This window comes from Streptomyces kryoterrae (assembly GCF_054072135.1).
Map to the genome: position 1 here is coordinate 2,287,092 of NZ_CM133358.1, position 25,863 is coordinate 2,312,954.

Consider the following 25,863-nt stretch of genomic DNA (forward strand, 5'->3'; position numbering starts at 1 on the left):
CGATGGTCGGGCAGATGCCGATGACCGGACTGCAGGTGCTGACCGGAAGCGGAGTTTCCGTACGTCACGCTGCCGGGCATCACCCGTCGGTGAGGCGTTGGATGGTGGCGCTCAGCCAGGCCTGGAGTTCGGCGGGGTCGCCGAGTTCGGAACGCAGGACCCGGCGACGGGTGGAGACGCCGAGCACGAAGGCGTCGATCGCCGCGGCTCGGCTGCGGGCGTCCGCGTCGTCCAGGCCGCTCTCGCGCAGGTAGCGGTGCAGCGGTTCCAGTGAGTTGGTGTCGAGGAAGGCGGCCAGCGCCTCCGCCGCCTGCGGGCGTTCGCCGGACGCGCGTTGCAGCACGAGCAGCGGATCCTCCCCGGGTGCGCCGAACCAGCGCTGGACGATGCTCGCCGCGAGGCGCGAACCCAGCGCGGAACGGTCACCGTCGAAGGAGTCGGAGACCGGGATCTCCACCCGGGTTGCCGCCAGGAAGAGGCCATCCTTGCCGCCGAAATAGCGGGTGATGAGGTTGGGCGACACCCCGGCCGCGTCGGCCACGCCCTTGACCGTGATCGCGGCGTACCCGTGCTGGGCGAACAGGCGTTGTGCGTGCTCCAGGATGCGCTGCCGGGTGGCGGCCGCATTGCGCAAAGTCATGTGTATCAGCATACACATCATGTGTATGCTGATACACATGAACAACGAGATGCTGGAACGACTCAAGGGGACGCGGCGTGTCACGACCCCGTGGAGTGAAGACGGAACGCGCGGCATCAGGGGCACCCGCCTCGACAAACTGCTCGAGCGCTGGGCGAACGGGTACGACTGGGGCGTGCACGAGCGCCGTATCGGCGAGTTGCCTTGGGTGACGGTGAAGGCAGGCGACACCGACCTGCGGGTGATCCACCAGCGGTCCGCGGATCCCGGCGCCCCGGTTGTCGTGCTGCTGCATGGCTGGCCGGACTCGGTGCTGCGGTTCGAGCGCGTTCTGCCGTTGCTCGCGGACATGCATGTGGTGGTTCCCGCGCTGCCGGGCTTCCCGTTCGCAGCCCCGCTCACCACCCCCGGTATGTCGGTCAACCGAATCGCCGGGATCGTCGCGGACGCTCTCGACGAGCTCGGATACCCGCGGTACACGGTGTCCGGCGGCGACGTGGGTGGCACCGTCGCGGAAATCCTCGCGGCCCAGCACCCGGACCGGGTGGCCGCCCTGCACCTCACGAACATCGCCCCGCAGCATGCGTTCACGGCCGACCCGGCAAAGCTCGCGCCCGACGCGGCGGCCTACCTCGGCCGGACGGCGCAGTGGTTCCGGGCCGAGGGCGGGTACATCGCGGAGCAGTCGACGCGGCCGAACACACTCGCCGTCGCCCTCGGCGACTCACCCGCCGGACTCGCGGCGTGGATCATCGAGAAGCTGGAGTCCTGGTCCGACGACTCGGCCTTCACTCCGGACGAGCTTCTCACCTGGGTCACTGCCTACTGGGTCACCGGCACGATCGGCACCTCTTTCTCCACCTATACCGAACCGGCCGTCCTCCCCGACCGGATTGACACGCCGACCGTGCTCTCGGTGTTCCCGCGCGACACCAAACCGGAGCCACGAAGCTACGCCGAGGCGTTCCTGAACATATGCGAGTACGTGGAACACCCTGCCGGCGGCCACTTCGCAGCCTGGGAACAGCCCCAGGCCTACGCCGACGACCTACACCGTGCGGTCAAACTGGGCGGCTGAAACGGAAGTTGCGGACACTCGGCCGCTGCCACGCCGTGCGCCGGAACGGCCCATGGCGTGGCAGCCCGTCGCTTCCGGCGGCTCCGTCCGCGCCGGCTGCCGGGTGCCCGGCAGCGTCGTACCCTCGCCGCGTTGTCAGCACCACCGTCACCGACGGCGCCGCCTTCGGCTGGGTTCGCGCGACGGGAGTTACCGGAGTCGGCCAACAGAGCGCCTGGGGACGAGCACGGTGGACCGGAGCTCTCGAGGTCGACCGCGACACCCGCCACCGTGCACCCGTACTGGAACTCCGCCCCGGGGCCGGGCGATCCAGCCCGGCCCCGGGCCACCTGCGAGTTGGTATCAGCGCCAGTCGAGCAGGTAGTAAGGCTGGCCGTTGCTGGGATCAGTCATCGTCGGATCGCCGAAGGTCACGGTGATAGAGGTGCCCCCGCCCGTGGAACAGTCCTTGCTCGTGTAGCCCTGGAACTCCTGCTTGTTTCCCTTCGACTTCATCAGCGGGTAGCCTCCCGTCGCGGAGGTCCTGGACGCGGACCGCACCACCGTGTTGCAGGGGTAACTCACATTGGGGTGGACCGGCCGAATGCTGTTGAACTCAGCCGGAATCGTGCTCGTCTGGAAGTAAACCGGGTAGGGGCCGGCGGCCGATGCCGGTGCCTGGGCGGTCAGTACGAGTGCCGCGCCGGCCGCGGCTGTTCCGGTCAGGCGGGCAAGGCGGTGTGTGCCGCGCTTGGTCATGGTCATCCTTCACCTCGATGTGGGGGCGAGGCACTGTCGTTGTGGACCGGGCGGTAATGCTCGACCATGCCGAAAGCCAAGCACCCGTTCGAAGGACGCGGCTGTCATGGACTCCCCTACTGCACTCCCGCTCGGCTGCCACATGGCAGCGACTTGTTGATGTGTCAATTATTGACTGAGGTGCTTGATGTGTCAACAAATAGGGAAGGTGTGACGCGGGGCAGGGCGAAGCACCTGGTCGCGTGCGGCTGACTGGCGGAGCCCGCGCCGGGCCGGTTGATGGCTGCGTCGCCCGCCCCAGTTACCGCGCCTGCCGGGGTCGACCTCTGCCGCAACCATCTGCGCCGGAGCTGTCCGAGGATCCCGCGGTCTACCGGTCAGGCAGCTCTTGCGGGAGATCCGTGGCCTCGGACGCACGGGCAGCCACAGCCTCCTCCACAGGCAGGCCGGCTCATGACCGAGCGCCGCGGCAGCGACCTCGGCTCCTGGATGCCGGCGAACCCGCATGGCGATCGTCCACGGAACCAGGCTGGACGAGGCGGTTTCCCGAGGTCAGCCTTTGCGGCTCCTGATCTCTTCGGTGAGCTGGGGGACGATTTCGAAGAGGTCGCCGACCACGCCGTAGTCGACGAGGTCGAAGATCGGGGCGTCGGCGTCCTTGTTGACGGCCACGATCGTCTTCGAGGTCTGCATACCGGCGCGGTGCTGGATGGCGCCGGAGATGCCGGCCGCGATGTACAGCTGTGGGGAGACGTTCTTACCGGTCTGGCCGACCTGGTTGGTGTGCGGGTACCAGCCCGCGTCCACCACGGCACGCGAGGCGTCCACGGTCGCGCCGAGCTGGTCGGCGAGGGTCTCGACGACCGCGAAGTTCTCCGCGCCGCCCATGCCCCGGCCGCCGGAGACCACGATCGCCGCCTCGGTCAGCTCCGGACGTCCGGTCGACTCGCGCGGGGTACGGGCGATGACGTTGGTGCCGGTGGCCAGTTCACCGAAGGAAACCGCCAGCTGCTCAACCGCATCGGCGGCCGGCGATGCCTCCACGGCCGTCGAGTTGGGCTTGACGGTGGTCACCGGGGTGCCCTTGGCCACCCGGGACCTGGTGGTGAAGGAGGCCGCGAACACCGACTGGGTAGCACCGGGCCGTCGTCGCCGGCCTCCAGGTCGACGGCGTCGGTGATGATGCCCGACCTGATGCGCAGTGCCAGGCGGGCGGCGATCTCCTTGCCTTCGGCGGAGGACGGCACCAGCACTGCGGTCGGGGAGACGACCTCGCAGGCGGCCTGCAGCGCGTCCACCTTGGGCACTACCAGGTAGTCGGCGAACTCGGGGGCATCGACGAACAGCACCCGCGCCGCGTCGTGCTCGGCCAGCGTGGTGGCAGTGTTCCGCGCACCCGCACCGCGGGCTACGGCCACCGGCTCACCAATGCGGCGGGCCAGGGTCAGCAGCTCGAGAGTGGGCTTGCGGACGGCACCGTCCACGTGATCGACGTAGACGAGAACTTCAGGCATGGGACTTCGTCTCTCCTTGTTGCAGAGGGGCGTGGGGGCGGTCTGCGCGTCAGGCTCGGATGAACCTCAGGCCTGAGCGGCCGGGTCACACGTACTGGTGCTCCGCGAGGAAGGCGGCGAGCTGCTTGCCACCCGCGCCCTCGTTCCTGACGATCGTGCCGGTAGTGCGCGCTGGCCGCCCGGCCGCCGACTCGACCACGATGCAGGCGCCGTGCAGCCCGACCTGGTGCGCCTCGCAGGTCCGCCAGGTCCCAGGAGGTCACCGGCTTCTTCTTGGCCGCCACGATGCCCTTGAAGGACGGGTAACACCGCATGACGCGTCGGCCGGAGCACCACAGGTCTACGACCCGAAGGACGGCGGTGGGTTCGTCTTTTGTGAAGCCGGCACGTGGGGTGCCTAGCAGGTTGTCACGGATGCCCGGCGCTCCCGGAAGGCGACAGTGCAGGCGCGGCATGGGCTGTACTAGTTTATAAACTCTAAAGGCTCAAGGATTGCCGACAGAGAAGGAGGCGGAGGTCCCTCGATGACCCCGCGCAGCAACAATGTCCCTTTGTCCCCCGGCATCAACCGCGAACTGTCGACCGCGTTCGCGCCTTGATTCTGACCAGGGAGATTCCCTCCGGCGCTCGTCTCCTGCCCAAGGACCTCCAGGAACGCTTCGGTGTCTCGGTGGTCCCTGTGCGGGAAGCTCTGCGCACACTGGAGGCCGAGGGGTTGATCGTCACGGTGCCACGCAAAGGCACCATGGTGACCCAGCTGACCTTGGCCGAGCTCGAGAACACATACGCGATGCGCCGTCTCATCGAGGCGCCCCTGATGGTTCAGGCCCCTGGGGATCGCGCACCGGGTGACGTCGAACTGGCGACCACCCTGCACGACGAACTGCACGAACTGGGCGGCGGTGACGTCGAGCGGTGGCTGGATGTGCACCGCAGATTCCACGAGAGCATGCTCGCGCCCGCGCTCAACCCGGTCTCCCGGCGGGTTCTCGGTCAGCTGTGGCTGACGTCCGAGCGTTACGTCCGTCTGGCGGTAACTGCGTTCCATGTGGATCAACTCGCGCAGCACGACCACCGCGCACTGCTCGACACCTTCACCGCGGGTGACAGTCGGGCGATCGGCGCGGAGGCAGCGCGCCATCTCGACCTGGACGAGGCGATGATCAAATCGTCCGTCGGGGACCAGTTGCACTAGATGTATTGACCCGCAGGGTTGTTGACGCGGCTGATGGGTGGTTGGCCGCCGAGTGCGGTGTGGCACCGGTGGTAGTTGTAGGTGTGGTCCGCCAGGGCTTCGGTGCGTTCGGCGTTGCTGGAGTACGAGCGCACGTATGCCCATTCGTCGAGCAGGGTGCGATTTAGGCGCTCCACCTTGCCGTTCGTCTGCCGGCGATAGGGGCGCGTGCGCTTATGGACGATGTCGGCGGCGCTGAGAGTCTGGCCGAACAGTCGGGATCTGTAGCAGGAGCCGTTGTCGGTAAGGACGCGCTCGACGGTGATGCCGTGCTCGGCGAAGAAGGTATTCGCACGCTGCCAGAAGGAGGCCGCGGTCTCTTTGCGTTCGTCGGTCAGAACCTCGCTGTATGCGAGCCGGGAGTGATCGTCGACGGCTGTGTGGACGAAGCTGTAGCCGATCACGGGACTGCCGCCCCTACGCGCGTCGGTTGTGGCCTGCCGATTGCCGGCGGCCTGCTGGCGGGGCATGCTCCGATGTCCGCCGCCGTCGGGAATGTTGCCGAGCTTCTTGATGTCGACGTGGACCATTTCGCCGGGACGTAATCGTTCGTAGCGTCGGATGATCTGACCGGTGGGCCGGTCCATCCAGCGCAGCCGGTTCAGGCCGTGGCGGGTCAGGACGCGGTGGACCGTCGAGCTGGGTATGCCCAGGATCGGGCCGATCCGTGCAGGGCCGAGCTTGCGGTCGCGTCGTAGCTCGCAGATGCGATTCTCGACATCGGCAGGGGTTCGGTGTGGTGTCGTCAGGGGTCGACTGGAGCGGTCATACAACCCCGGATCGCCTTCGGCTCGCCAGCGCCGTACCCATTTGTGGGCTGTGGTGCGGGAGATGCCCATTTCTTCGGCGACGTGGGCGATGGGCCTGCCAGCACGGACCCGGCCGACGAGGAGCCGTCTGCCGTGGATGGTCAGCCGGGCATGGGGATGGGGCATGGGAAACCTCTGGGATGGTGTGGAGTCTGGGCTTGTGCCCGAGGCCGCCGATCTGGTGATCGACGGCCTCGGGCGACAGAGGGCGAGCCTTTGTGGGCGGCGAGTCAGGCCGGGCTGGCTGCGCGCCCCACTGGATCTATTCGGCCCAGGCACGCTCCAGCTGGGTACGGAAGGTGGCGGGCTTTCGCCCGATCAGCTCGGCCAGCGTCGAGTCGACAGCGGTGAACTCGCCATTCCGCGACGCGGCGAAGATGCTCAGCATCAGGTCGGCGATCGGGACCGGGGCGCCGTGCGCCAGGACCTGCTCTCGGAAGACGTCGTCGGGGACGACGGTGCGGGTGAAGGGCCGTCCGGTGGCCTCGGACGCGATCTCGGCGATGGTGTCGAAGTCGAGCGCCGCCGGGCCTGTGAGCGGCGGGGTGGGCCCCTCGAAGCGGGCCTCCTCGGCGAGGATCACCGCAGTGGCCTCGGCGAGGTCGTCGTGGGCGGTCCAGGCGACGGGGCCGTCGACAGGGAGGGCGATGTCGCCGGTGTGGCGGGTGGGCTCCAGGAACTGCAGGGCGCTGGAGGCGTAGAAGCCGTTGCGCAGCGCGGTCCAGGGCAGGCCGGTGGCGTGCAGCAGGTCCTCGGTCTGGGCGTGGTCCCGGCATGCCTGGAAGAGGGCGTCGTGGGCGGCGCCCATCTGGCTGGTGTAGAGGATGCGGCCGACGCCGGCCTGCACGGCGGCGTCGATGGCGGCGCGGTGGCCGCTGACGCATTCCTGGCCTGTGCGGTCGAGGGAGACGAGGAGCAGTTACTCGGCGCCCTCGAAGGAGTGTACGAGCGAGGTGGGGTCGTCGAAGCTGCCCCGCCGGACGCGGACACCGCGGTCGGCGAGGTCCTGGGCCTTGCGGGGGTCGCGGACGCTGATGCCGACGCGGTCGGCGGGGACGCGCTCCAGGAGGCGCTCGACGGTGCGGCGGCCGAGCTTTCCGGTGGCTCCGGTGACGATGATCATTGAGGTCTCCGTAAACTGTTTCCGCTGGAATCACAGTAGCGGTAACACTGGAAAATTCCGATGGAACCAGATCCTCGGTACCATCGGTTCATGGTTACGCGCGACTCAACCGACAGCCCTCGGCGCCGCATCGTCGAGGCCGCCGTCGAGCTGCTGGAGAACGGCGGCCCTGACGCGGTGAGCACCCGCGCGGTCGCGGCCGCGGCCGGAATGCAGCCGCCGGCGATCTACCGCCTCTTCGGCGATAAGGAGGGGCTTCTTGAGGCCGTCGTCGAGCACGGCTACGCGCAGTTCCTGGAGAGAAAGCGCGCGCAGCTCGACCCCGCTCCACAGGACCCGGTGGAGGAGCTGCGCCGGGGCTGGGACATGGTGGTCGAGTTCGGGGTCTCCAGCCCCGAGCTGTTCGCGGTGATGAACCGGGCCGTCGGCCGGGGTTCGGACGCGGCACACCGCGCGGGCTTGGAGATCCTCCATGGGCGGGTGCGTCGGCTGGCGGCCGGGGGGTGGTTGCGGGTCGACGAGGAGCTGGCCGCCCAGATCATCCAGGCAACCGGCCAGGGCGCGGTCACCACCTGGCACTCCACCCCTGCGGACCGCCGCAATCCGGCGCTGTTGACCGTCCTGCGTGAGTCCATGGTCGCGGCGGTTACTCGCGCCGAGCCGGTGGTCCCCGCCTCAGAGTCCGGTCCCCCCGCGGCGGCTCGCACGCTGCGCGCCGCCCTACCCGACGTTGCCGATGTCCTGAGCGACGCCGAGCAGCGCCTGCTGCGTGAGTGGCTCACGCGCCTGGCAGGGGACGGTGGCGCACCACATGCCTGATCACGCGCCAGGCGCCCTCGTGCAGGTTGCACCTCCCGAGGAGAGATCGTGCGATGAAGCGGCGTCCACGGGATGAGACGGTGGGCGACCACGCGACTCCGGCTGGCTTCCCCTTGCCCATAACGTGCCGCCGACCTTGATCACGACCTCCGCCGCCCACTGTTAACAACGCTCGTGGTCAATACAACTAGACAGCGTCCTGGCGATCATGAGCGAAGCCGGATGACGAGTGCGGCTGCCGTGACGGTACCGACGTAGATGCAGCCGCGCCTTTCGAACCTGGTCGCAACCGCGCCGAAACCCTTCAGTTTGTTGATCGCCCGCTCAACGGTGTTGCGCTTCCTGTCGATCGGCAAGGCCTGCGACTGCCAGTCCGTGGCGGGTACGGATACTCCAGCACCTTCCGCGCCGCCGGTCAGCTGAGTGATCAGAGGCGCGAGGGCCAGGGCACCGCCGAACTCGAGGATGCTTCATCGCTACGGTTGGGATTCATTGATCACGGTGAGATCTCCCGGCACGTTCATCGGCTCATTTGCGGAGTGGACATCGGCCACATCGCTATCCGTCGGAGGCTTGGTCATCTTGGCCGGAGATAGATCGAATATTCGGAGGTGTGCGCCGATACCCGACCGATCTGACGAGCAGTGGGCCGTCGTGTGCCCGCCGCTGCCGCTACCACCGCCGCACCAGAGGCCGCGAACCTTCCGAACCTGGGGGCACGTCAGCCATGCGTGCGGAGACACGGCCCTGAGCAGCGGTGACAGTGAACTTCAGCTGGAGCGTCAGGCGGTGTGCCGCTGGAACTGCTGGTTGGTGCCGGTGCCGCAGGGCCACTGGACGAGGCGGGAGCCGTTGGCGGTGGAGGCGTTCGCGACGTCGAGGCACTTGCCGCTGTGCCGGGCCATGAGGCGGTAGTAGCCGTTGCCCTGGTCCTGGAACTGGAACTGCTGGTTGGTTCCTGTCCCGCAGCGGTACTGGTTGACGAAGGCGCCGTTGGCGGTGGAGTTGTTCGCGACGTCCAGGCACTTGCCGCTGTGCTGGGCGAGGACGCGGACGTATCCGTCACCCGCGTCCTGCAGCCGCCACTGCTGGTTGAGGCCGGTGTTGCAGTCCCACTGCAGGACGATGGCGTTGTCGGCGGCGGAATTGTCGGAGACGTCGAGGCATTTGGTGCTGTGGCGGGCTACGAGGTTGTAGTAGGGGCCGCCGCCCACGCCGGTGACGGTTCCGGCCTGTGCGTCGATGGCGATCTGCGGATACCACGGCATGTTCATGGTGGTCCTGGTGGGGAAGGTCAGCGGGAGCCAGACGTACTGCGAGTCGCTGACCGTGCCGCCCATGGAGTTGCCCCAGCGGTCGCCCAGGTAGAGGTACGAGGTGCCCGAGGTGCCCTGGACGGGCAGGACGAACGTGGTCTGGGAGCCGTACCCGGTGGCGTCGCCGATGTCGGTCATGGCGGTCCAGGGCCCGACGATGCTGGTGGCGGTGGCGTACTTCTGCTGGTTGGGCTTCCAGCCGCTGTTGGCGGAGGTGAGCATGAAGTAGACGCCGTTGCGCTTGAACAGCGCGGGGGCCTCTCGGTAGGTGCCGGGCCACGGGTTGGCGGCGAGGCTGTCGTAGCCGGTGTAGTCGGCGGTGAGCTTCCAGATCTGCAGGTCGGCGTTGCCGGCGGCGGAGGTGATCTGGTATGCGGTGCCGTCGTCGTCCTTGAACAGGGTCATGTCCCGGGACGTGGTGCCGCTCGGCGGCCGGAAGCTGCCCCGCCAGGCGTAGTCGCCGTCGACGCTGTCGGAGACGGCGACAGCCGCGCGGGACTGGGTGTAGTCGGTGCCGTTCTCCTTGTGCATCCACAGGACGTACTTGCCGGTGGTGCTGTTGAAGACGACCTTGGGGCGCTCGATGTTGGCGACGGCCAGCTCGGGGTCACTGGCCTGGGTCAGGACGTTGCGTCTGAACTCCCACGTCTTCAGGTCGGTCGAGCGGTAGACGGAGACGGCCTTGAAGGTGTTGTCGGCGTTGCGGTTCTCGCCGAACCAGTAGTAGTAGGAGCCCACCTTGATCACCCCGCCGCCGTGGGCGTGCGCCACGGCTCCCGTGGTGTCGGTGAACTGCGTCGCGTTGGTGACGGTGACCTGGGCGGCCTGGGCGGGGGATCCGGTGATGAGAAGTGCGGACACACTCAGGGCGGCGGCTAGCACCGAGGTGAGGGCGCGTCGGAGCATCAGGTTTCCTTCGGGAGGAGGGGAAGGGCCGGGCGGACTGCGAGGTCCGGTACCGGTGGTGAGTGGCGCAGGGCGCCCAACGGCCGCGTCCACAAAGGGCGGACTGGGCCGGATTCACTCACGGTGGCGATCCGCGGATGGACGGCGGACTGGGGAGAGAACACGACGGACCGTGTCAGCACGGTCCGAACTGTTGGATTGTGTGCGGCTCCGTCGGAGGACGCTAGATGTGAAATGGCGCTGCGTCAACGATGCGGTCGCCGATGGGCAGGGCCGGCCGGCGGCCTGGGTGCCGGTCTGTGGATGGCGAGACACCACAGCCTGAATCACCTGCTGGACATCCTATGTATTAAGACCCAACAACTTTGTACGCTCGAAAATCATGCGTTGACCAGGAAATTTCTCCTGCCCTCTGGACAGGTCCTGGGTTACTGCCCCTTAATACATCCGATGTCACCTAGTGGGTGGACGCCCCCGGGGGGGCTCCCCTGCCCCCACTGCCCGTGGGTGAATCCCCCATTGTTCGGCCCGGATGCCGAGCCGCAGCACGGACGCTCCGCTCTGTCCTGCGGCCGCAGAGGAGAGATCCACGTGTCAGATCCGATCACTCGACGAAGAGTGCTTGCCGGAATGGCGGCCATGACGGTCGCCGCCGCGATCACTCCGACACTGGCGATACCCGCCCACGCCGCCACTGCCGGTGAACCGCTGCCGCTCCCGCCCCTGAGGATCCCCCAGATCGACATGGGCGTCGAGCAACAGTCCAACGAGAAGATCCAGTGGATGCAGGATGCCAAGCTCGGCATGTTCATCCACTGGGGCGTCTACTCCGGCCCGGCCAAGGGCGAGTGGTACATGGAGAACGCCGCCGTCACGCCGGAGAACTACAAGAAGTACGTCACCGACGCCACCGCCGAGCAGTTCACCGGCACCGCCTACAACCCCGCCGACTGGGCGCAGCTGGCCAAGGACATGGGCGCGAAGTACACGGTGCTCACGACCCGTCACCACGAGGGCTTCGCGCTGTGGCCGTCCACCCATCCCAACGCCTGGCACTCCGGGCAGGCCCCCCTGCAGCGTGACTTCGTCGACCAGTACGTGACCGCCGTGCGCGCTGCCGGGCTGAAGGTGGGCCTGTACTTCTCGCCGCTGAGCTGGCGCTACCCGGGCTACTACGACGTGTACGGCACCAACTGCCTCTCCAACACGTGGGGTTACACCACCGATCCCGCGCACAAGGAGAACGCGCGGATCATGAAGAACGAGGTGTACCAGCAGGTCAAGGAGCTGGTCACCCAGTACGGCAAGATCGACGACATCTGGTGGGACGGCGGCTGGCTGGGCCAGCAGGGCTCTGACCGGGACGCCGCGTTCTTCTGGGAGCCCGGCAAGTTCCGCGACACCGCCAACGCGTGGCCGGTGGACTCCGCCTACAGCGACACCGACACCGCCACTGGCCGCCCCCTCGGCCTGACCGGCCTGGTGCGCAAGTACCAGCCGGACGCAGTCACCACCCTGCGCTCCGGCTGGATCGGCGACTTCGCCAGCGAGGAGGGGCCCTCCGTCCCGACCGGCGCGATCCGTACCGGCAAGCTGGCGGAGAAGTGCTTCACCATCGGCGGTTCCTGGGGCTACAAGGCCGGGGCGAGCGTGATGAGCTTCGGCACGGCCATGAACATCATGGTCAACGCCTGGGTACGCAACATCACCTGTCTGGTCAACGTCGGTCCGGACCGCACCGGTGTGGTGCCCACCGCCCAGGCGGACCTGGTGCGCAGGATCGGTTCCTTCATGACCACCTGCGGCGAGGCCGTGTACGGCACCCGCGGCGGCCCGTGGAACCCGGTCGACGGCAAGTACGGGTTCACGTCCAAGGACAGCACCTTCTATGTCCACCTGCTGCCCGGCTACAGCGGCACCTCGTTCACCACGCCGTCGGTCGGGGACGCCAACGTGACCCGGGTCTTCGACGTGGCGTCGGGCACCGACCTGTCGTACACCGTCAGCTCGGACGGCAAGGTGACCGTCACCGGGATCAATCGGACCCGCATCCCCGAGGACAGCGTGGTCGGCGTGACCCTGGACCGGACCGTGCAGCCGGCCGACATCGCCGTGGGCAAGACCGTCACCGCCAGCAGCGAGGAGACGTCCAAGGGCAACACCGCGGCCAAGGCCGTCGACGGCTCCACCGCCACCCGCTGGTGCGCCAACAACGGCAGCGCCGGGAACTGGCTCAAGGTGGACCTGGGAGCGACCAAGTCCCTCACCGGCGCCCGTATCGCCTGGGAGCTGGACGCCACCAACTACCGCTACCGCGTCGAGGGTTCCACCGACAACACCACCTGGACCACCCTCGTCGACCGCACCGGCACCACCAGCACCAGCCAGGTGCAGACCGTCGTACTCAGTACCCAGGCCCGCTACGTACGGGTGACGGTCACCGGACTGCCCGCCGGGGTCTGGGCGTCCATCCGCAACCTGGAGATCTACGACCGGCCCTTCACCGCGGACCTGGGCACCTTCAAGCTGGTGAACCGCAAGAGCGGCAAGGTCATGGACGTCAGCGGCGCATCCAGCGCAGACGGCGCCGCCATCATCCAGTGGCCGTCGACCGGCGGCACCAACCAGCAGTGGAAGCTGCTGCCGAACAGCGACGGCTCCTACCGGCTGTCCAACGTCCGCAGCGGCAAAGTCCTGGACAGTCCGGGCAGTTCCGCGCAGGGCGCGCAGCTCGACCAGTGGGCCGACACCGGCACCGGCAACCAGTGGTGGAATCTGGTCCCCGCGACCAGCGGCTACTACCGGCTCGTCAACGTCGGCAACGGATGGTGCGCCGACGTCAAGGATGCCTCCACAGCAGACGGCGCCCAGGTCCTCCAGTGGCCCACGACCAGCGGGTCCAACCAGGAATGGCAGCTCGTCGCCCTGTAGGCGTCGTCCCGCAGAATCCATCACCTGTGAACGGCGTCCAGTGAGGCCGGTGCGGTGCCGCACCACGGCACCGGCCCCTCACCTCCGGCGGGCACGCTTCCTCTTGGTACCCGTGGCCTGGGCGGAGAAGGTGACGTCGAAGGCCTCGACCACGCCGGCGACCGGGGCGGCCTCCCCGGCGGCGGAGTCCGGCTCGACCGTGATGACCGGGGTGCCCTTGGCGACACGGGTCTTGGTGGTGAAGGACGCGGCGAACACGGACTGCGTGGCCACCGCCCTCGTCGCCGGCCTCCAGGTCGACGGCGTCGGTGATGATGCCGGAGCCGACGCGCAGCGCCGGACGGGACCTCCTTCGGACCTCTTGTCTTCCGGCCCCACCGCGACAAGTGGCTGAGGCACGGGATTCCCGCTGCGGAGATCGACCGCACCGTGGCCTTCCAGGATCACTGGGGTGGCATCGCGCTGCCGCCGACCTCCGCGTACGAGGGGGCGGCCCGCGCATTCTGCACGCCGACGTTCTCGAGGGCTCAACTGCGGAGGGATGGTTGATTCCGGCCGGAGACCAACGGGTGTCCATGGCCTATGGATTCATGATCGATCCGGAAGGCGAGTTCGGAAGACCTGGAGCACTCGGCGCACGGGCGGCCGGGTCCTCCCGGCCAAGGGGCCTCAGACAGTCACCGACGTCTTCCGGCGGATGCCGGCGGGGGCAGGGCGCGCGGTGGCCTGTGCTGTACGGCGCAGGCTCTTCAAGGCGACCGTGACCGCAGCGGTGACGAGGACGCCGACGGCGACGGAGACGGCGAAGAGCAGCGGCTTGCCGACCTGTCCGATGGCGAGGACGCCGCCGTAGGGGACTGTGATCGTGGTGCCGAAGGTCATGATCAGGGCGCCGCTGACGGCTCCGCCGGCCATGCTTGCCGGGATCATCCGCAGGGGGTCGGCCAGCGCGAAGGGGACTGCGCCCTGGGGCATGGAGGCCGCGCCGAACAGCCAGGCGGTCTTGCCCTAGGCCCGCTCGGCCTCGGTGAAGAGCCTGCGGCGAACCAGGGTGGCGAGTGTCATGCCGAGAGCAGGGACCATGCCCGCCGCCACCACGGCGGCCATGATGGTCATGTCGATCGGGCTGAACTTCGACGGGTCGTAACCGCTCACGCCCACTATTCCGAAGGCGACGGCTGTCCTGCTGATCGCTCCGCCGAGGTCGCAGCAGACCATCAGGCCGAGGAACACACCAAGTAGGGCGGGCAGCGCTGGGTGCTCCTCGGACCAGACGCCGGTCGGGCAGCGTGGTTCGCGGCAGCGCCAGCGTCGATTGCGCCAGATCAAGTGCACGGGGGTGCCGAAGCAGGACGCATCGGCGAGGCGGTGCTCGCGCCGGCCGTGGTCCGCAGCGAGCACCCCGCAACTGTGGCAGGCGACCAGAGGCGATCGGGCGGTCTCGACCGTCAGGCGCAGGAGCCCGTGGGGGTGCTCAGCGGCGGTCTCGGTGCCGGCATCGACGCGGACCAGAGTGAGCAGGTGCATGCCTTGAAGCCCCAGTAGCTCGTCGGCGAGAGCGCCGGACGTGCCTTGTGGTCGCCCCCAGGAGGGATGCATGTTTCGGCCGTCCGTTGATCGCACGGGGGTTGCACGCGATCCGGCGGCCGAGTGTCCGCGCTTCGGTCGTCAGCATCGGTCGATCTCTCGAAGGGCGTCGGGGTCCCTGCCGGAGACGATGGGTGGTCGTCTCCGGCAAGGCAAAGATCGGATCTGCGTGACGACAGCCGAGGGCGACTGGGGGGTTACCGCTGGTTTCCCGCGCGCAGCCAGGCGATGTAGTCAGCGGCAGCTGCGCCGGTGTCGTACTGGGGCTCGAACCCGGTGTCTTCGCGCAGGCGTGTGATGTCGAGCCAGCTCACCGGGCGGTCTCCGGCCGAGGGGAGTTCGCACTGGAAGCCGGGCTCGACGGAGTTGATCGCGGTAACGACGTCGGCGTTGCTCGTGGCACGACCAGAGGCGACGTTGTACGTGGAGTGGTGCAGCTTCCCGGCGAGCTGCAGCAGCGCGAGCGCGCGACCGGTGTCCTTGACGTAGAGCAGATCGAGAGCGTCCTCGGCGTGCGGCGGCGCGATGAGTCCCGACAGGTCGGGTTCGTTGCGCTGGGCTGCAGCATGGGCCAGGGAGGGGGCGGCGAAGAACGGGTCGGGCAGGTGTCCGCCGGGACCCCAGGTGCCGGAGATGCGTGCGTTGACGATGTCCACGTCGGTCACGTCCGAGAGGTGGCCGGCGAGAAGTTCGGTGATCTTCTTGAACGTCGGGATGGCGTGGAAGTGCCCCAGGGGGATCGGCATGTCCTCGGTCAGCGCGCCTTCAGAGGTGAAGCCGTAGACGCCGATGGTGCTCGCGGTCACGACACGGCGCACACCCCAGGTCTGCGCGGCGCGGACGACGTTGAGGAACGCCTCCAGGGCTCCCCCCGTGGCCTCGATCGGGTCGTCGTCGGTTACCGGCCACGGCAGGGCGACGGCGAGGTGCACGATCCCGGTGATCGGGTACTGCCGGCCGACGGCGAGCAGGGCGTCGAGGTCGGCGACGTCGGCCTGGACGACGTGGATAGGCAGGTCCGCGAGGTGTGGGGGTACCTGCGGGGTGCGGCGCTGGAGCAGGACGCACTCCTCGCCGGCCTCGGTGAGGGCGCGGACGGTGTGGGAGCCGATGAAGCCGACCCCTCCGGTGACGAGGATCACGATGGCGCCTTTCGTTGGGAGTCTGATCGTCAGTAGTACTGACGATCAGGCTAAGTCTAAGATGGGCTTCATGTCCACCGAGCCGAGCACCAGCACTGACCCGCACGAGGTCCTGGGGTACCTCCTCAAGCACGCGGCCCTGAAGCTCACGGCATTGACGGACGCAACGCTCGAGCCGTTGGGGATCGACAGCAAGGACTTCGGGGCGCTTCGGGTCCTGGCTCACCGTGAACCGACGTCGCAGCTGCAGGCGGCGCAGACGCTCGGCATCGACCGCACCACGATGGTGGCGTTGCTGGACGTGCTCGAGCGCAAGGGCATCATCACGCGACGACCGGACCCCACAGACCGGCGCAGGAACGTCGTTGCACTCACCGAACAGGGGTTGCAGACCTACGACGCGGCGCAGGTCGCGCACGGGAAGGCCGAGAGCGCGTTCCTGGCCGGGATCAGTCCGAGTGCGACGGGTCAGCTCCGCCGGACACTGCGGACCCTTGTGGAGAACTGAGCCGGCCCCGGGGGGTCACCGGTGACCATGCCCGATCCATGTGCATCGATCGGCCTAGCAGGACCTCCCAATGTGGGGCGTCGTCGCGAGCCCAATTCATCGACAGGAGTCAGGCCGTCCTTCCCACCCGCAGATCCGAAGACCCCGTTTGTCAGACAGCGGGTTCGTGGCTGGTTCCCTGATCTGTAGAAGACGCCTCATTGGGTTGTCGAGCCCATAAGAGTTGGATGTTCGGGCGCCACGATAAAAGGGCATCCGGTCCAGCCCAGGCACCAATACCGGGTCATGCCACCGCAAGCGGCACAGCACCCCGAAGAACACCGACACACAGTTGTCGCGCCGGCCCCCGAGGGTAGACGCATGACCGAACACGCAAAACCCACGACCATCGCAACTGCCAGAGACTCGCTCGACCTGTGGCTGACGATGTGGAACACCGACGGCGACATCGCACGACAGATCTGCTCCGAGGACTTCCGAATCCATTTCGCTGTGACGGAGCCCGACGGGTCGACCCCCGCGGACGACATCCGCACCGCGGAGGACTTTGCGCAGTATCTCGAATGGTGGCACGGGCAGAACCCTGGCGTCGTCTTCACGAGCATCGCCGACGCAATCGACGGAGACCATGGCCGGCTGCTCTGGGATGTCCAGGCGGGCGACGTCCGCGTCGGCGGCATCGACGTCTTTGACTTCGCGGAGGACGGCCGTGTTCGCCGAGTCTGGTCCGTGGGCGGACAACGGAGCATGCGGAGCTGACCCAGCGGATACGGCCGTCCTCCGCCCCTGACACAATGAGGTTATGAAGCGAGCCGAGCGTCAGTACGCTCTCGTCGATCTGCTCCGGGGAGCGCGTCGACCGTGGTCTGCCGCTCGGCTCGCGGGCGAGCTAGGGGTCTCCTCTCGAACCATTGAACGCGACATCGGATCGCTGCAACTCGCCGGTGTTCCCATCTACGCGAATTACGGGGCTACGGGCGGCTACTCGATCCTCCGCGAGTACTCGCTGCCACCGCTGAACCTGTCTGCCGCCGAGTCGCTGGCGACGCTTGCCGGGCTCGCGCTGCTTGAGTCGTCGCCCTATCAGGGGGCTGCCCGGCGCGCACGCGCCAAGATCGCCGCCGTCATGAACGAAGACCATCGCGGGCCCGTGGAGGAAATTCTTGGAACGATGCACGTCATTGACGCCGTCGCGAAAACGGATAACGCCGTGCCGCTCGGGATGCTCTCGGATGTGATCGCCGACGGGCGTCTGCTGCGGCTCACCTACTCGGGTGACAACAAGGATGATGGCCCAACCCGCACTGTCCGCGACGTCGAGACGATGGGCCTGCTTCGCGCAGGCGATGCCTGGTTGCTTATCGGTTGGTGCCGGCTTCGTCATGCAATCCGCGGCTTCCGCATAGAGCGAATTACCCACCTCGAGATACTCGACGAAGTGCCACCGGCCCGGGACCCAGCGCTCCTCGATGCCGACCTCGCCCGGTGGCCGACACGACGCCTCGCCTGAATTGCGTCCTCCACGCATCGGTGCGCGCGTCTCCACCAACAGCTGCCAGGACCTCACCGCGCAGCGCGAAAGATTTATCGCCCTCGGCGTCGTGCCCGAGAACATCCACGTCGACCACGGCCTCACCGGCACCCATCGCAGCCGGCCAGGTCTACGCGAATCGTTTGTCGCCGTCCGCGCCGGCGACACCCTCACGGTAACCAGCCTCGACCGCTCCCTGCCCGATGCTCGCGGCATCCACGACGAGCTCAGCCTGGGCGGATCGATCTACGATCCTGCCGACCCGGTGGGCCAACTTCTCTTCAACGTGCTCGGCATGACCGCGGAATTCGAGGCTGATCTGATCCGCATGCGCACACGCGAAGGGATGGCGATGGAGAAGGCTAACGGCAAGCCGCGGGAAGCAACCCAAGGTCACCGCCGCGAAGCGCCGCCATCTCCGCGCTACCCACGCGGCCGGTACCCACACCCAGACGGAGCTTGCAGAGCTGTTCGACATCTCCCGAGCCACGGTCTACCGCGAACTCCAACGCGCTCAGCCACCGAAGGCCGCCATTTAGCGCCGCGCAAAACCGGCCACTTACCGCTGCGCTTCACATGCCGGGCATGCTGGTGATCACTTCGAAGTCTTGATGTTCGCGAAACCGGGCCTCGATCGCCTTGTCGATCTCGGCGACCTGCTGGTTGAGGGCCATCACCCTCCACCGCCAGGGTGTGCACCATCTGAGCGGTGAGTTTCTCGCCGGGCAGGCTGGTGTGCTGGCGTCCGGCAGCCTCCCCGGCTGTCTCAGCGAGCCGGTCGCGGCGCGGCCACGCAGGACCTTGCGGTTGCGCAGCCAGGTCTCGAGCCTCTTCCTGCCTGTCCGGCGCAGAGCCGCCGGGGTCTGGTAGCCGGTCAGTAGCACGAATGGTCCGGTGTTGGTGAGGTCCAGTGCCCGTTCGAGGCCCGGGAAAACTCCGGTCAGTTGGGCGCGGAGGCGGTTTAATCCCCACGCCGAGCGGCCCATGATCATTACTCTGCCGCTCATGCTCAGTGACACAAGCCCCGCCGACACCATGTTCCAGCGCCTCCTGTGCTGCAGCTGCGGCAAGAGCACCGCCGACGCCGACGACTACGTACTCCTCGGGACCAGCACCCCCGGCATCCCTACCGAGCAGTGGCTTGGTGCGCACGCCGAACACCTCAACAGCGTCCTCGCCCGCGGCTTCTCGGTCGAGGTGCACAAGATGTAGCCCCAGGCGTGCGGCGGTCCGAGCACCTCACGCGCGGCCCCGTGACTGATCAAGCGACCAGGTCACATCTATCTCGGCCAGTCGCATCTGCGGCACCGAGGCTCAGAGGCGTCGCCTGATGTCAGTGGCACCCGCCACGATGCCAGGACTATCGTCACGATCAGAAGAGACACATGAGCGGCTGGACGCCGGTCCCTTCGATAGCAACACTCCGACGGACTGGTACGACGGCCTCGACGACGCCTCCCCGGAGGCACGTCAGGGCTTCCTTCCGGGGAACGCCGCAGCGGTCGCTTCGTCCGGGCGCTCGATGGTGAAGGTAGCGGCTCGAAGATCCTCGATGCGTGAACTACTGCCGACCAGGAGATCGAACTCACCCGGCTCGACGACGCGGCGTCCCGAGGCGTCGACGAGGGTGCAGTCAGTGGCGGGAACCAGGATCTCCACCTCGACTGAATCACCTGGCTGGACATCCACCTGTGTGAAGGTCTTCAGCTCGCGATCGGCCCACGTCACGCTTGTCACGCGGTCGCGGACATACGCCTGCACTGTCTCTCGCGCCGGACGCCGGCCCGTGTTGGTCAGTGTCACCGTGGCTCGCACCGTCCCGGTGGGCGGGACGACAGGGTTCTGGATCCTCGGTTCCGAGTAGTGCACTGTCGTGTAGCTGAGGCCCTCGCCGAAGGCGAACAGCGGATCCTGTGTCAGATCGGCGTACCTGTAACCGTGTTGTCCCCGGATCTGGTTGTAGTAGACCGGCAGCTGTCCGGCGTGGCGTGGAACGCTGAGCGGCAGTCGCCCGCTCGGCTCGATGTGCCCGAGCACGAGCTCAGCGATCGCCCGGCCACCCTGCATTCCCGGGTTGAAGGCCTGGACGATGGCGTCCGCGCCCAGGGCCGAGTCGGGGAGCGTCGAGGGTTTGCCCTGGATGAGGACGACGACGAAGGGCCGATCGAGCTTCTGTACGGCATCGAGGAGGGCGATCTGCGAGCCCATGAGCTCGAGCGCCGCGGTGGAGCGACCTTCTCCGGTCAGACCCACGGTGTCGCCGACGACCACGACAACGTGGTCCGCCTGGGACGCGACCGCCACCGCCTCAGCAAGCTCCGCCTCATTCGCCTCGGCGGGCACGAACAACTTAGGTCGCGGCTGGCCGTCCGGCAGTACAGGGCCGGCTGGATCCGGGATCAGCCGACCGATCTCCGCACCACGCCGATGGACGACGGTCCAGTCGTCTGGGGCAAGGTGGTGGAATCCGTCGAGCACGGTTGTGGTCAACTCGCGGGGGTGTCCGTCGGGCAGCCAGTTCACCTGTCCGGATGCGCCCGCCCAGTCGCCCAGCTGGGCGTGGGGGTCGTCGGCGAGCGGGCCGAGGACTGCGATCGTGCGTGGTGTCTCCGAGGATGTCCGCGCGGCCCCTTTGTGGGCTGCTCCCCCGTCCAGCGGCAGGATCCCGGTGTTGCGCAGGAGCACGAGTGAACGCCGCGACAGTTCGAGGTTGAGGGCGGTGTGTTCGGCAGAGCCGATGACCGACTCCTGCCGCGAGCGGTCGGGGAGGCGTGGGTCTTCGAACAGCCCGAGCTCGAACTTCAGCCGGAGCAGCCGGGCGACCGCGGCGTCGATCGCCGACTCTGCGAGGCGCCCCTGCGCGACAGCGGCCTGGGCGGCGTGGAAGAACTCCGGTGTCGTCATCACGAGGTCGTTCCCTGCTGTGACCGCTACGACGGCTGCCTCGATGTCGTCGGCGCACACCTTTTGCTCCCACACCATCCGACCGACGTTGTCCCAGTCGGTCACCAGGGTTCCCGTGAAGCCCCACTCGCCTCTGAGCACGTCGTTCAACAGCCAGCTGTTGGCTGTGATCGGCACGCCGTCGACCGCCTGATAGCCGATCATGAAGGTCCGGCACCCGGCGTTTACAGCCTTCTCGAAGGGCGGCAGGAACCACGAGCGGAGCTTGCGGGGAGACAAGTCGGCCTCGCTCGCGTCACGGCCTCCCTGGGTTTCCGAATACCCTGCGAAGTGTTTGGCCGTTGCAAGAACCGCAGTCCTGTCGTCCATTCCTTCCCCTTGGTATCCCTGAATCATGGCCGCGCCCAGCTCGCCGATCAGGTACGGGTCCTCACCGAAGGTCTCGTCGCACCTTCCCCACCGCGTGTCGCGTGCAATGCACAGCACAGGCGAGAACGTCCAGTGCACTCCGGTGGCCGACACCTCCACGGCTGTCGCTCGCGCGGCGCGCCCGACAAGCTCGCGGTCCCAGCTGCATGCCATGGCCAGCTGGGTCGGGAAGATCGTCGCGCCCGGCCAGAACGAGTGGCCGTGGATGCAGTCCTCCGCCATGATCAGGGGGATCTGCAGACGTGTCCGCATCACCAGTTCGCGGGCGTGGACACTTCTCTCGGGAGAAGCGTGCAGGAGCGAGCCGCACAACGAGCCTAGGACGAGGTCGTCAAGGTCATCGCGGGCGTCGAGTTGCAGCATCTGGCCGGCCTTCTCGGCCAAGGTCATACGTGAGATCAGGTCGGCGACACGTTCGTCGACAGGCCTACTCGGATCGAGGTAGGGCTGGAGATGCGGGCGCTCGGGAGAGGCGGCGCGCACGGGCGGTTGACTCATCCAGCTACTCCGATCTGCACGGGCAACCGCGAGAACTCGACGTCGAGGGTGTGACGTCCGGACGGCAGCTCGCGGTCGGCGCGGCCCGGCCAGCGGAAGACCGCGCTGCTGCCCCTGGGGACGGTCACCGAGACCGTCACGCGGTCGTCCTGGCGGTGCCACTCGACAGCGATTCGGCCGTGGGGGGTCTGCAGTGCGCACCGAGCCCAGTCGATGCCGTCCGCAACCTGCGGTGCCACCAGGACCTCGTGGTAGCCCGGGGTCAGGGGTGCGATGCCTCCGACGGTGCGGTGGATCCAGTCGGCGACCGCCCCGAGCGCATAGTGGTTGAAGCTGGTCATGTCGCCCGGGTTGACGCGGCCGTCCGGCAGCATGGAGTCCCAGCGCTCCCAGACGGTTGTCGCGCCCATGGCGACCGGGTACAGCCACGACGGGCACTCGCGCTGGAGGAGCAGGCGGTACGCGGTGTCGATGTGCCCCGTCGAGCTCAGAGCGCCGGTGACGAAGGGCGTTCCGGCGAAGCCGGTCGAGATCCGGTGGCCGCTCGCTTCGACGAGTTGAGCCAGCCGGTCGCCGGCCCAGGCCCGTTCCGTTTCGTCGAGCACCCCGAACGCGACAGCCAGCGTGTAGACGGAGGCGCAGTCGCTCTTGATGCGCTGATCGCCGACGTAGTGGCGACGGAACGCGGCCCGGATGTCCGCGGCCGCAGCGGCGAATTCGGCGGCTTCCGCAGATCTGTCGAGCAGTTGTGCCGCCTGCGCGACGAGCGTCATCGTCCGGTACGCGCACGCTGTTGCCACCACACCGGGGTCTGCTTTGGCGCGTTCCGGGTGTTCGGCAGGGGCGTCCGGGTCGAGCCAGTCGCCGAACTGGAAGCCTGTGTCCCACAGGCCCGAAGGGGACAGCGATGCGCGGACCCTCCGCGCGTGGGCGAGCATCGTCGGGAGTGTCTCGCTCAGGATCGTGATCTCGCCGTACGCCTCCCACAGTGCCCAGGGAACCCAGACGGCAGCGTCGCTCCACAGGGCGACAGGGTGGCCGGTCGGTGGGCCGGCCGGTTGGTCGGCTGCCGCGCCGACGGCATGCTTGAGGATGTCAGGAACGACGAGTGGGACGACGTCGGCGTGGGACTGCTCAAGCGCGAGGTCACGCAGCCAGTCGAGGAGGAAGTCCTTCACGTCGAACAGAAAAGCGGCCGTCGGCGCGAACGCTGAGAGGTCTCCCGTCCAGCCGAGGCGCTCGTCGCGTTGCGGACAGTCGGTGGGGACGTCGACGAAGTTGCCCTGCATTCCGCGGACGACGTTCGCGTGGAAGGTCGTCAGATCCGGGTCGGAGCACTCGAACTCACCGGTCCGGCGCAGGTCGGAGGAGATGACGACGGCGGTCACCGCGTCATCGACCGGAAGCCCTTCCGGCCAGCCGCCGAGTTCGGCGTAGCGAAATCCGTGGAAGGTCATGGTCGGCTCGAAGGTGTCGTCGCCGCCGCTCAACGTGAAATGGTCGGTCGCCAGAGCCGAACGCAGTGGCCGTACGCACAGCTCGCCGTCTTCGAGGACCTCGGCGTGCCGTGCCGTGATGACCGTCCCCACGGGTCCGCGCGCACGGAGCTTGAGCCAGCCAACGACGTTCTGTCCGAAGTCGATGAGGAGGGCGCCGGAAGCGCTGCGCCATGTTCTCTGCGGCTGCAGGTGGGCGATTCGCCGTACCGGCGGTGCGGGGTCGGGGCTGAGGCGGGCGCTGTCGTAGTCCACCAGGCGCACACCGGCCCAGCCTTCGGCCTGGAATCCGGGGCGCAGCCAGGCATCGTCCTCACGTCGGGCATCGATGGCCTGACCGTCGTACAGGTCGTCGGCGATCACCGGCCCGGGGCCGGACATCCACGACTCATCGGTCGCGACCACCGCCTCGTGGCCGTCGGCGTAGGTCAGCCGCAGTTCCGCGAAGGCAGCGATGTCCGGACCGTAACGATGCGTCTCGATCCAGCCCAGACGTCCGCGGTACCAGCCGTTGCCGACTGTGATCGCAAGCGTGGAGATCTCGTCGACGAGACCGGTCACGTCGAGCTCGACGAAGTGCAGTCGCCACTCGTAGCTGGTCCATCCCGGAGTCAGTACGGCGTCCGTCACGGGCCGTCCGTTGATCCAGGCCTCGCAGATGCCCAATGCGGACAGTCGCAGAGTGGCTGCGACCAGTCCTCCGTGTCCCTGCTCGGTGGAGAACTCTCGTCGGAACCGCGGGGCGGATTCGACGTCGTTTTCGGGCGCGATGAAGCGCCCCGTCCAGATGGTCACGTAAATTCCAATTCGCCAGATCGCGGTGGGGGGAAAACGATGGGATCAGCCCTTGAGGCCGCCCGCGAATCCTTGGACGATGTAGCGCTGCAGAACGAAGTAAGCGATCAGGATCGGCACGATGCTGATGATGATCCCGGCGAAAATAAGGTTCCACTGGGCGCCGTACTGGCCCACGAATCCGTAGACGGCAACAGTGATCGTCTTGTTCCCCGAACCCGACAGGTAGAGCAGTGGTTGCAGGAAGTCATTCCAGGTGAACACTGCATTCAGGATGACGACTGTTCCCGTGATCGGCCGCATCAGAGGAAAAACCACCGACCAGAAGGCGCGGAACGCGCTTGCGCCGTCGAGCGCGGCAGCCTCTTCGAAATCGTGGGGCAGTGCGCGCATGAAGCCGGCGTACAGGAAGATCGTGAACGGCATCGATTGGCCGACGTTCGCGAGGATGACGCCGCTGAGCGAGCCGAGCAGGTGGATGTCGCGCATCGTCTGGTACAGCGGGAGCAGAGCGAGCTGCATCGGAAGCAGGAGTCCCGCAAGGAACGCGAAGTAGCTGACGGTGGACCACCGCGAGCGCAGCCGGGAGAGGGGGTAGGCCGCGGACGACGCGAAGACGACCAGGAAGACGATGGTCAGGACCGTCACGATCGCGCTGTTGATGAGCCCACCGCCGAGAGCACCCTGGTGCCATGCGTCGACGAAGTTCTGGAAGGTCGGATGCTTGGGAAGTGCAAGGGTCGAGCTCTGGTCGCCAGGAGCCTTGAAGGCAATATTGAAGAGCAGAAAGACCGGGAAAATGAACACCAGGGCCGTCAGGATCATGACGGCTTCGAGGACCCCTGTCCTCCATGTGTAGCGATACATCTCAGCCTTCGTTCCTGGAGATCATCCGATACTGGAATGCCGATGCCGCAGCCACGAACAGGGTCAGTACGACGGCCAGGGCGGCGCCGTTGCTGAATCGCCCCAGCTGGAAGGCGTCCTTGTAGATCAGCGTCGAGATCGTGTCGGTCGCACCGCCGGGTCCGCCCTGGGTCATGACGAAGACCTGGTCGAACAGCTTGAAGCCCCCGATGAGGGAGAGCATCAGATTGATCGTGAACGCCGGAGCCAGCATCGGGCGGACGATGTACCAGAAACGCCGGACCGGACCGGCGCCGTCGATCGCCGCCGCTTCGATCACTTCGTTCGGAATCCCCTGGAGTCCCGCGAGGAAGATGACCATGGAGTATCCGACGAACTGCCAGATGACGACCGCGATGATCGCCCAGATCGCGACGTCCGGGTCACCGAGCCAGTTCTGCCGCATTCCACCGAGGCCGATGTTCCCCAGAACCTGGTTGAGTGCCCCTTCCGGGGCGAGGAGGTTCTGCCAGAGGAAACCCACCGCGATCGACGTGATCACCACCGGCGCGAAGAACAGAACCCGCAGGAAATTCCGCGACTTGATCTGCGAGTTCACACCGAGAGCGATGAGCAGGCCGATGGCGTTCTGAACCACTGTCACCGTGACAGCGATCAGCAGGGTGTTCTTGATCGATGTCAGGGTGTTCGTGTCGTCGAAAATCGACCGGAACTGGTGCAGGCCCACCCAATGCTTGACCGACGAGACACCGTCCCAGTCCGTGAACGCGAAGAGGCTGCCCTGTACCGCAGGAACGATCACCGCGAACCCGTAGAGCGCGGCTGCGGGCAGAACGAACCACCACACCGACTGTGCGTAACTGCGGTACCGACGCCTCGGTCCGGAGGCCGGCGCGCCCGTGCGCACGGGATCAGCACTTGTTGCCATGACGAGACTCCTCGCTGTCTCTTGGAGGCGGACAGCGTGGTGCGCGTTCCTCGCGCCGCGCTGTCCGTTC

Annotated in this window: 20 protein-coding genes and 5 pseudogenes; 9 read left to right on the plus strand and 16 right to left on the minus strand. The window is 67.3% G+C overall.

Annotation, left to right across the window (positions count from 1 at the left end; translation table 11 throughout):
- Positions 1 to 79 precede the first annotated feature (79 nt).
- Complete coding sequence (locus ACW4TU_RS09580; protein ID WP_457426606.1) at positions 80 to 640, minus strand: TetR/AcrR family transcriptional regulator; 561 nt, start codon at positions 638 to 640, stop codon at positions 80 to 82.
- A 37-nt stretch (positions 641 to 677) separates the two neighbouring features.
- Between ACW4TU_RS09580 and ACW4TU_RS09585 the strand changes: the two genes are divergently transcribed.
- Positions 678 to 1,718, plus strand: a complete 1,041-nt coding sequence (locus tag ACW4TU_RS09585) for an epoxide hydrolase family protein (protein WP_457426608.1) — start codon at positions 678 to 680, stop codon at positions 1,716 to 1,718.
- A 342-nt stretch (positions 1,719 to 2,060) separates the two neighbouring features.
- Here ACW4TU_RS09585 and ACW4TU_RS09590 read toward each other — a convergent pair whose 3' ends face one another.
- From ACW4TU_RS09590 to ACW4TU_RS09600, 3 genes and pseudogenes are all read right to left on the minus strand, one after another.
- Positions 2,061 to 2,456, minus strand: coding sequence for a hypothetical protein (locus ACW4TU_RS09590; RefSeq protein ID WP_457426610.1), 396 nt, complete (start codon positions 2,454 to 2,456; stop codon positions 2,061 to 2,063).
- A 552-nt stretch (positions 2,457 to 3,008) separates the two neighbouring features.
- Positions 3,009 to 3,970, minus strand: a pseudogene (locus tag ACW4TU_RS09595) (electron transfer flavoprotein subunit alpha/FixB family protein).
- 85 nt (positions 3,971 to 4,055) lie between these two features.
- Positions 4,056 to 4,275 (minus strand): annotated as a pseudogene (locus ACW4TU_RS09600) (electron transfer flavoprotein subunit beta); the annotation flags it as partial.
- Positions 4,276 to 4,565: 290 nt separating this feature from the next.
- Between ACW4TU_RS09600 and ACW4TU_RS09605 the strand changes: the two are divergent.
- Complete coding sequence (locus tag ACW4TU_RS09605) at positions 4,566 to 5,165, plus strand: GntR family transcriptional regulator (protein WP_457426612.1); 600 nt, start codon at positions 4,566 to 4,568, stop codon at positions 5,163 to 5,165.
- Here the strand turns inward: ACW4TU_RS09605 and ACW4TU_RS09610 are convergent.
- Together ACW4TU_RS09610 and ACW4TU_RS09615 are read right to left on the minus strand one after the other, a co-directional pair.
- A complete protein-coding gene (locus ACW4TU_RS09610; RefSeq protein ID WP_457426614.1) occupies positions 5,162 to 6,139 on the minus strand; it encodes an IS481 family transposase in 978 nt (325 codons plus the stop codon). The genes ACW4TU_RS09605 and ACW4TU_RS09610 overlap by 4 nt on opposite strands.
- A 136-nt stretch (positions 6,140 to 6,275) precedes the next feature.
- A pseudogene (locus ACW4TU_RS09615) lies at positions 6,276 to 7,136 on the minus strand (SDR family oxidoreductase).
- A 90-nt stretch (positions 7,137 to 7,226) separates the two neighbouring features.
- Here ACW4TU_RS09615 and ACW4TU_RS09620 point away from each other — a divergent pair.
- Positions 7,227 to 7,955, plus strand: coding sequence for a TetR/AcrR family transcriptional regulator (locus ACW4TU_RS09620; RefSeq protein ID WP_457426616.1), 729 nt, complete (start codon positions 7,227 to 7,229; stop codon positions 7,953 to 7,955).
- Positions 7,956 to 8,737: 782 nt separating this feature from the next.
- On the opposite strand, the gene ACW4TU_RS09625 is transcribed toward ACW4TU_RS09620, so the two are convergent.
- Positions 8,738 to 10,177: an RICIN domain-containing protein gene (locus tag ACW4TU_RS09625; RefSeq protein ID WP_457426618.1), complete on the minus strand. Its 1,440-nt coding sequence runs from the start codon at positions 10,175 to 10,177 to the stop codon at positions 8,738 to 8,740.
- Positions 10,178 to 10,768: 591 nt separating this feature from the next.
- Between ACW4TU_RS09625 and ACW4TU_RS09630 the strand changes: the two genes are divergently transcribed.
- A complete protein-coding gene (locus ACW4TU_RS09630) occupies positions 10,769 to 13,108 on the plus strand; it encodes an alpha-L-fucosidase (RefSeq protein ID WP_457426620.1) in 2,340 nt (779 codons plus the stop codon).
- 102 nt (positions 13,109 to 13,210) lie between these two features.
- Here the strand turns inward: ACW4TU_RS09630 and ACW4TU_RS09635 are convergent.
- The 4 genes and pseudogenes from ACW4TU_RS09635 to ACW4TU_RS09650 form a co-directional block, all read right to left on the minus strand.
- Positions 13,211 to 13,454 (minus strand): annotated as a pseudogene (locus tag ACW4TU_RS09635) (electron transfer flavoprotein subunit alpha/FixB family protein); the annotation flags it as partial.
- Positions 13,455 to 13,777: 323 nt separating this feature from the next.
- Positions 13,778 to 14,083 (minus strand): hypothetical protein, encoded by a 306-nt coding sequence (locus tag ACW4TU_RS09640; protein WP_457426622.1) that lies wholly within the window; start codon positions 14,081 to 14,083, stop codon positions 13,778 to 13,780.
- A gap of 33 nt (positions 14,084 to 14,116) precedes the next feature.
- Complete coding sequence (locus ACW4TU_RS09645) at positions 14,117 to 14,635, minus strand: transposase family protein (protein ID WP_457426624.1); 519 nt, start codon at positions 14,633 to 14,635, stop codon at positions 14,117 to 14,119.
- Between the two features lie 257 nt (positions 14,636 to 14,892).
- Positions 14,893 to 15,837: an NAD-dependent epimerase/dehydratase family protein gene (locus tag ACW4TU_RS09650; RefSeq protein WP_457426626.1), complete on the minus strand. Its 945-nt coding sequence runs from the start codon at positions 15,835 to 15,837 to the stop codon at positions 14,893 to 14,895.
- A gap of 70 nt (positions 15,838 to 15,907) precedes the next feature.
- Here ACW4TU_RS09650 and ACW4TU_RS09655 point away from each other — a divergent pair, with 70 nt between their 5' ends.
- The 4 genes from ACW4TU_RS09655 (at position 15,908) to ACW4TU_RS09670 (ending at position 18,471) form a co-directional block, all read left to right on the plus strand.
- Complete coding sequence (locus tag ACW4TU_RS09655) at positions 15,908 to 16,345, plus strand: MarR family winged helix-turn-helix transcriptional regulator (protein WP_457426628.1); 438 nt, start codon at positions 15,908 to 15,910, stop codon at positions 16,343 to 16,345.
- 360 nt (positions 16,346 to 16,705) lie between these two features.
- On the plus strand, positions 16,706 to 17,104 hold the full coding sequence (locus ACW4TU_RS09660; RefSeq protein WP_457426630.1) for a nuclear transport factor 2 family protein: 399 nt from the start codon (positions 16,706 to 16,708) through the stop codon (positions 17,102 to 17,104).
- A gap of 43 nt (positions 17,105 to 17,147) precedes the next feature.
- Positions 17,148 to 17,855, plus strand: coding sequence for a helix-turn-helix transcriptional regulator (locus ACW4TU_RS09665; protein WP_457426632.1), 708 nt, complete (start codon positions 17,148 to 17,150; stop codon positions 17,853 to 17,855).
- Positions 17,815 to 18,471: a recombinase family protein gene (locus tag ACW4TU_RS09670; protein ID WP_457426634.1), complete on the plus strand. Its 657-nt coding sequence runs from the start codon at positions 17,815 to 17,817 to the stop codon at positions 18,469 to 18,471. Before ACW4TU_RS09665 ends, ACW4TU_RS09670 begins: the two co-directional genes overlap by 41 nt.
- Here the strand turns inward: ACW4TU_RS09670 and ACW4TU_RS09675 are convergent.
- Positions 18,452 to 18,841, minus strand: a pseudogene (locus ACW4TU_RS09675) (IS110 family transposase); the annotation flags it as partial. The gene ACW4TU_RS09670 and the pseudogene ACW4TU_RS09675 sit on opposite strands and share 20 nt — an antisense overlap.
- Before the next feature lie 40 nt (positions 18,842 to 18,881).
- Here ACW4TU_RS09675 and ACW4TU_RS09680 point away from each other — a divergent pair.
- Complete coding sequence (locus ACW4TU_RS09680; protein WP_457426636.1) at positions 18,882 to 19,088, plus strand: hypothetical protein; 207 nt, start codon at positions 18,882 to 18,884, stop codon at positions 19,086 to 19,088.
- Between the two features lie 258 nt (positions 19,089 to 19,346).
- Here ACW4TU_RS09680 and ACW4TU_RS09685 read toward each other — a convergent pair whose 3' ends face one another.
- Genes ACW4TU_RS09685 through ACW4TU_RS09700 form a run of 4 tightly spaced genes read right to left on the minus strand, consistent with a single transcriptional unit; the run spans position 19,347 to position 25,793 of the window.
- A complete protein-coding gene (locus tag ACW4TU_RS09685) occupies positions 19,347 to 21,707 on the minus strand; it encodes an exo-beta-d-1,3/1,6-glucosidase (RefSeq protein ID WP_457430002.1) in 2,361 nt (786 codons plus the stop codon).
- A complete protein-coding gene (locus tag ACW4TU_RS09690) occupies positions 21,704 to 23,998 on the minus strand; it encodes a family 78 glycoside hydrolase catalytic domain (protein WP_457426638.1) in 2,295 nt (764 codons plus the stop codon). Before ACW4TU_RS09690 ends, ACW4TU_RS09685 begins: the two co-directional genes overlap by 4 nt.
- Before the next feature lie 45 nt (positions 23,999 to 24,043).
- Complete coding sequence (locus ACW4TU_RS09695; RefSeq protein ID WP_457426640.1) at positions 24,044 to 24,865, minus strand: carbohydrate ABC transporter permease; 822 nt, start codon at positions 24,863 to 24,865, stop codon at positions 24,044 to 24,046.
- 1 nt (position 24,866) lies between these two features.
- The gene (locus ACW4TU_RS09700) at positions 24,867 to 25,793 is read right to left on the minus strand and encodes a carbohydrate ABC transporter permease (protein ID WP_457426643.1); all 927 of its coding nucleotides are present in this window, start codon (positions 25,791 to 25,793) and stop codon (positions 24,867 to 24,869) included.
- Positions 25,794 to 25,863 lie beyond the last annotated feature (70 nt).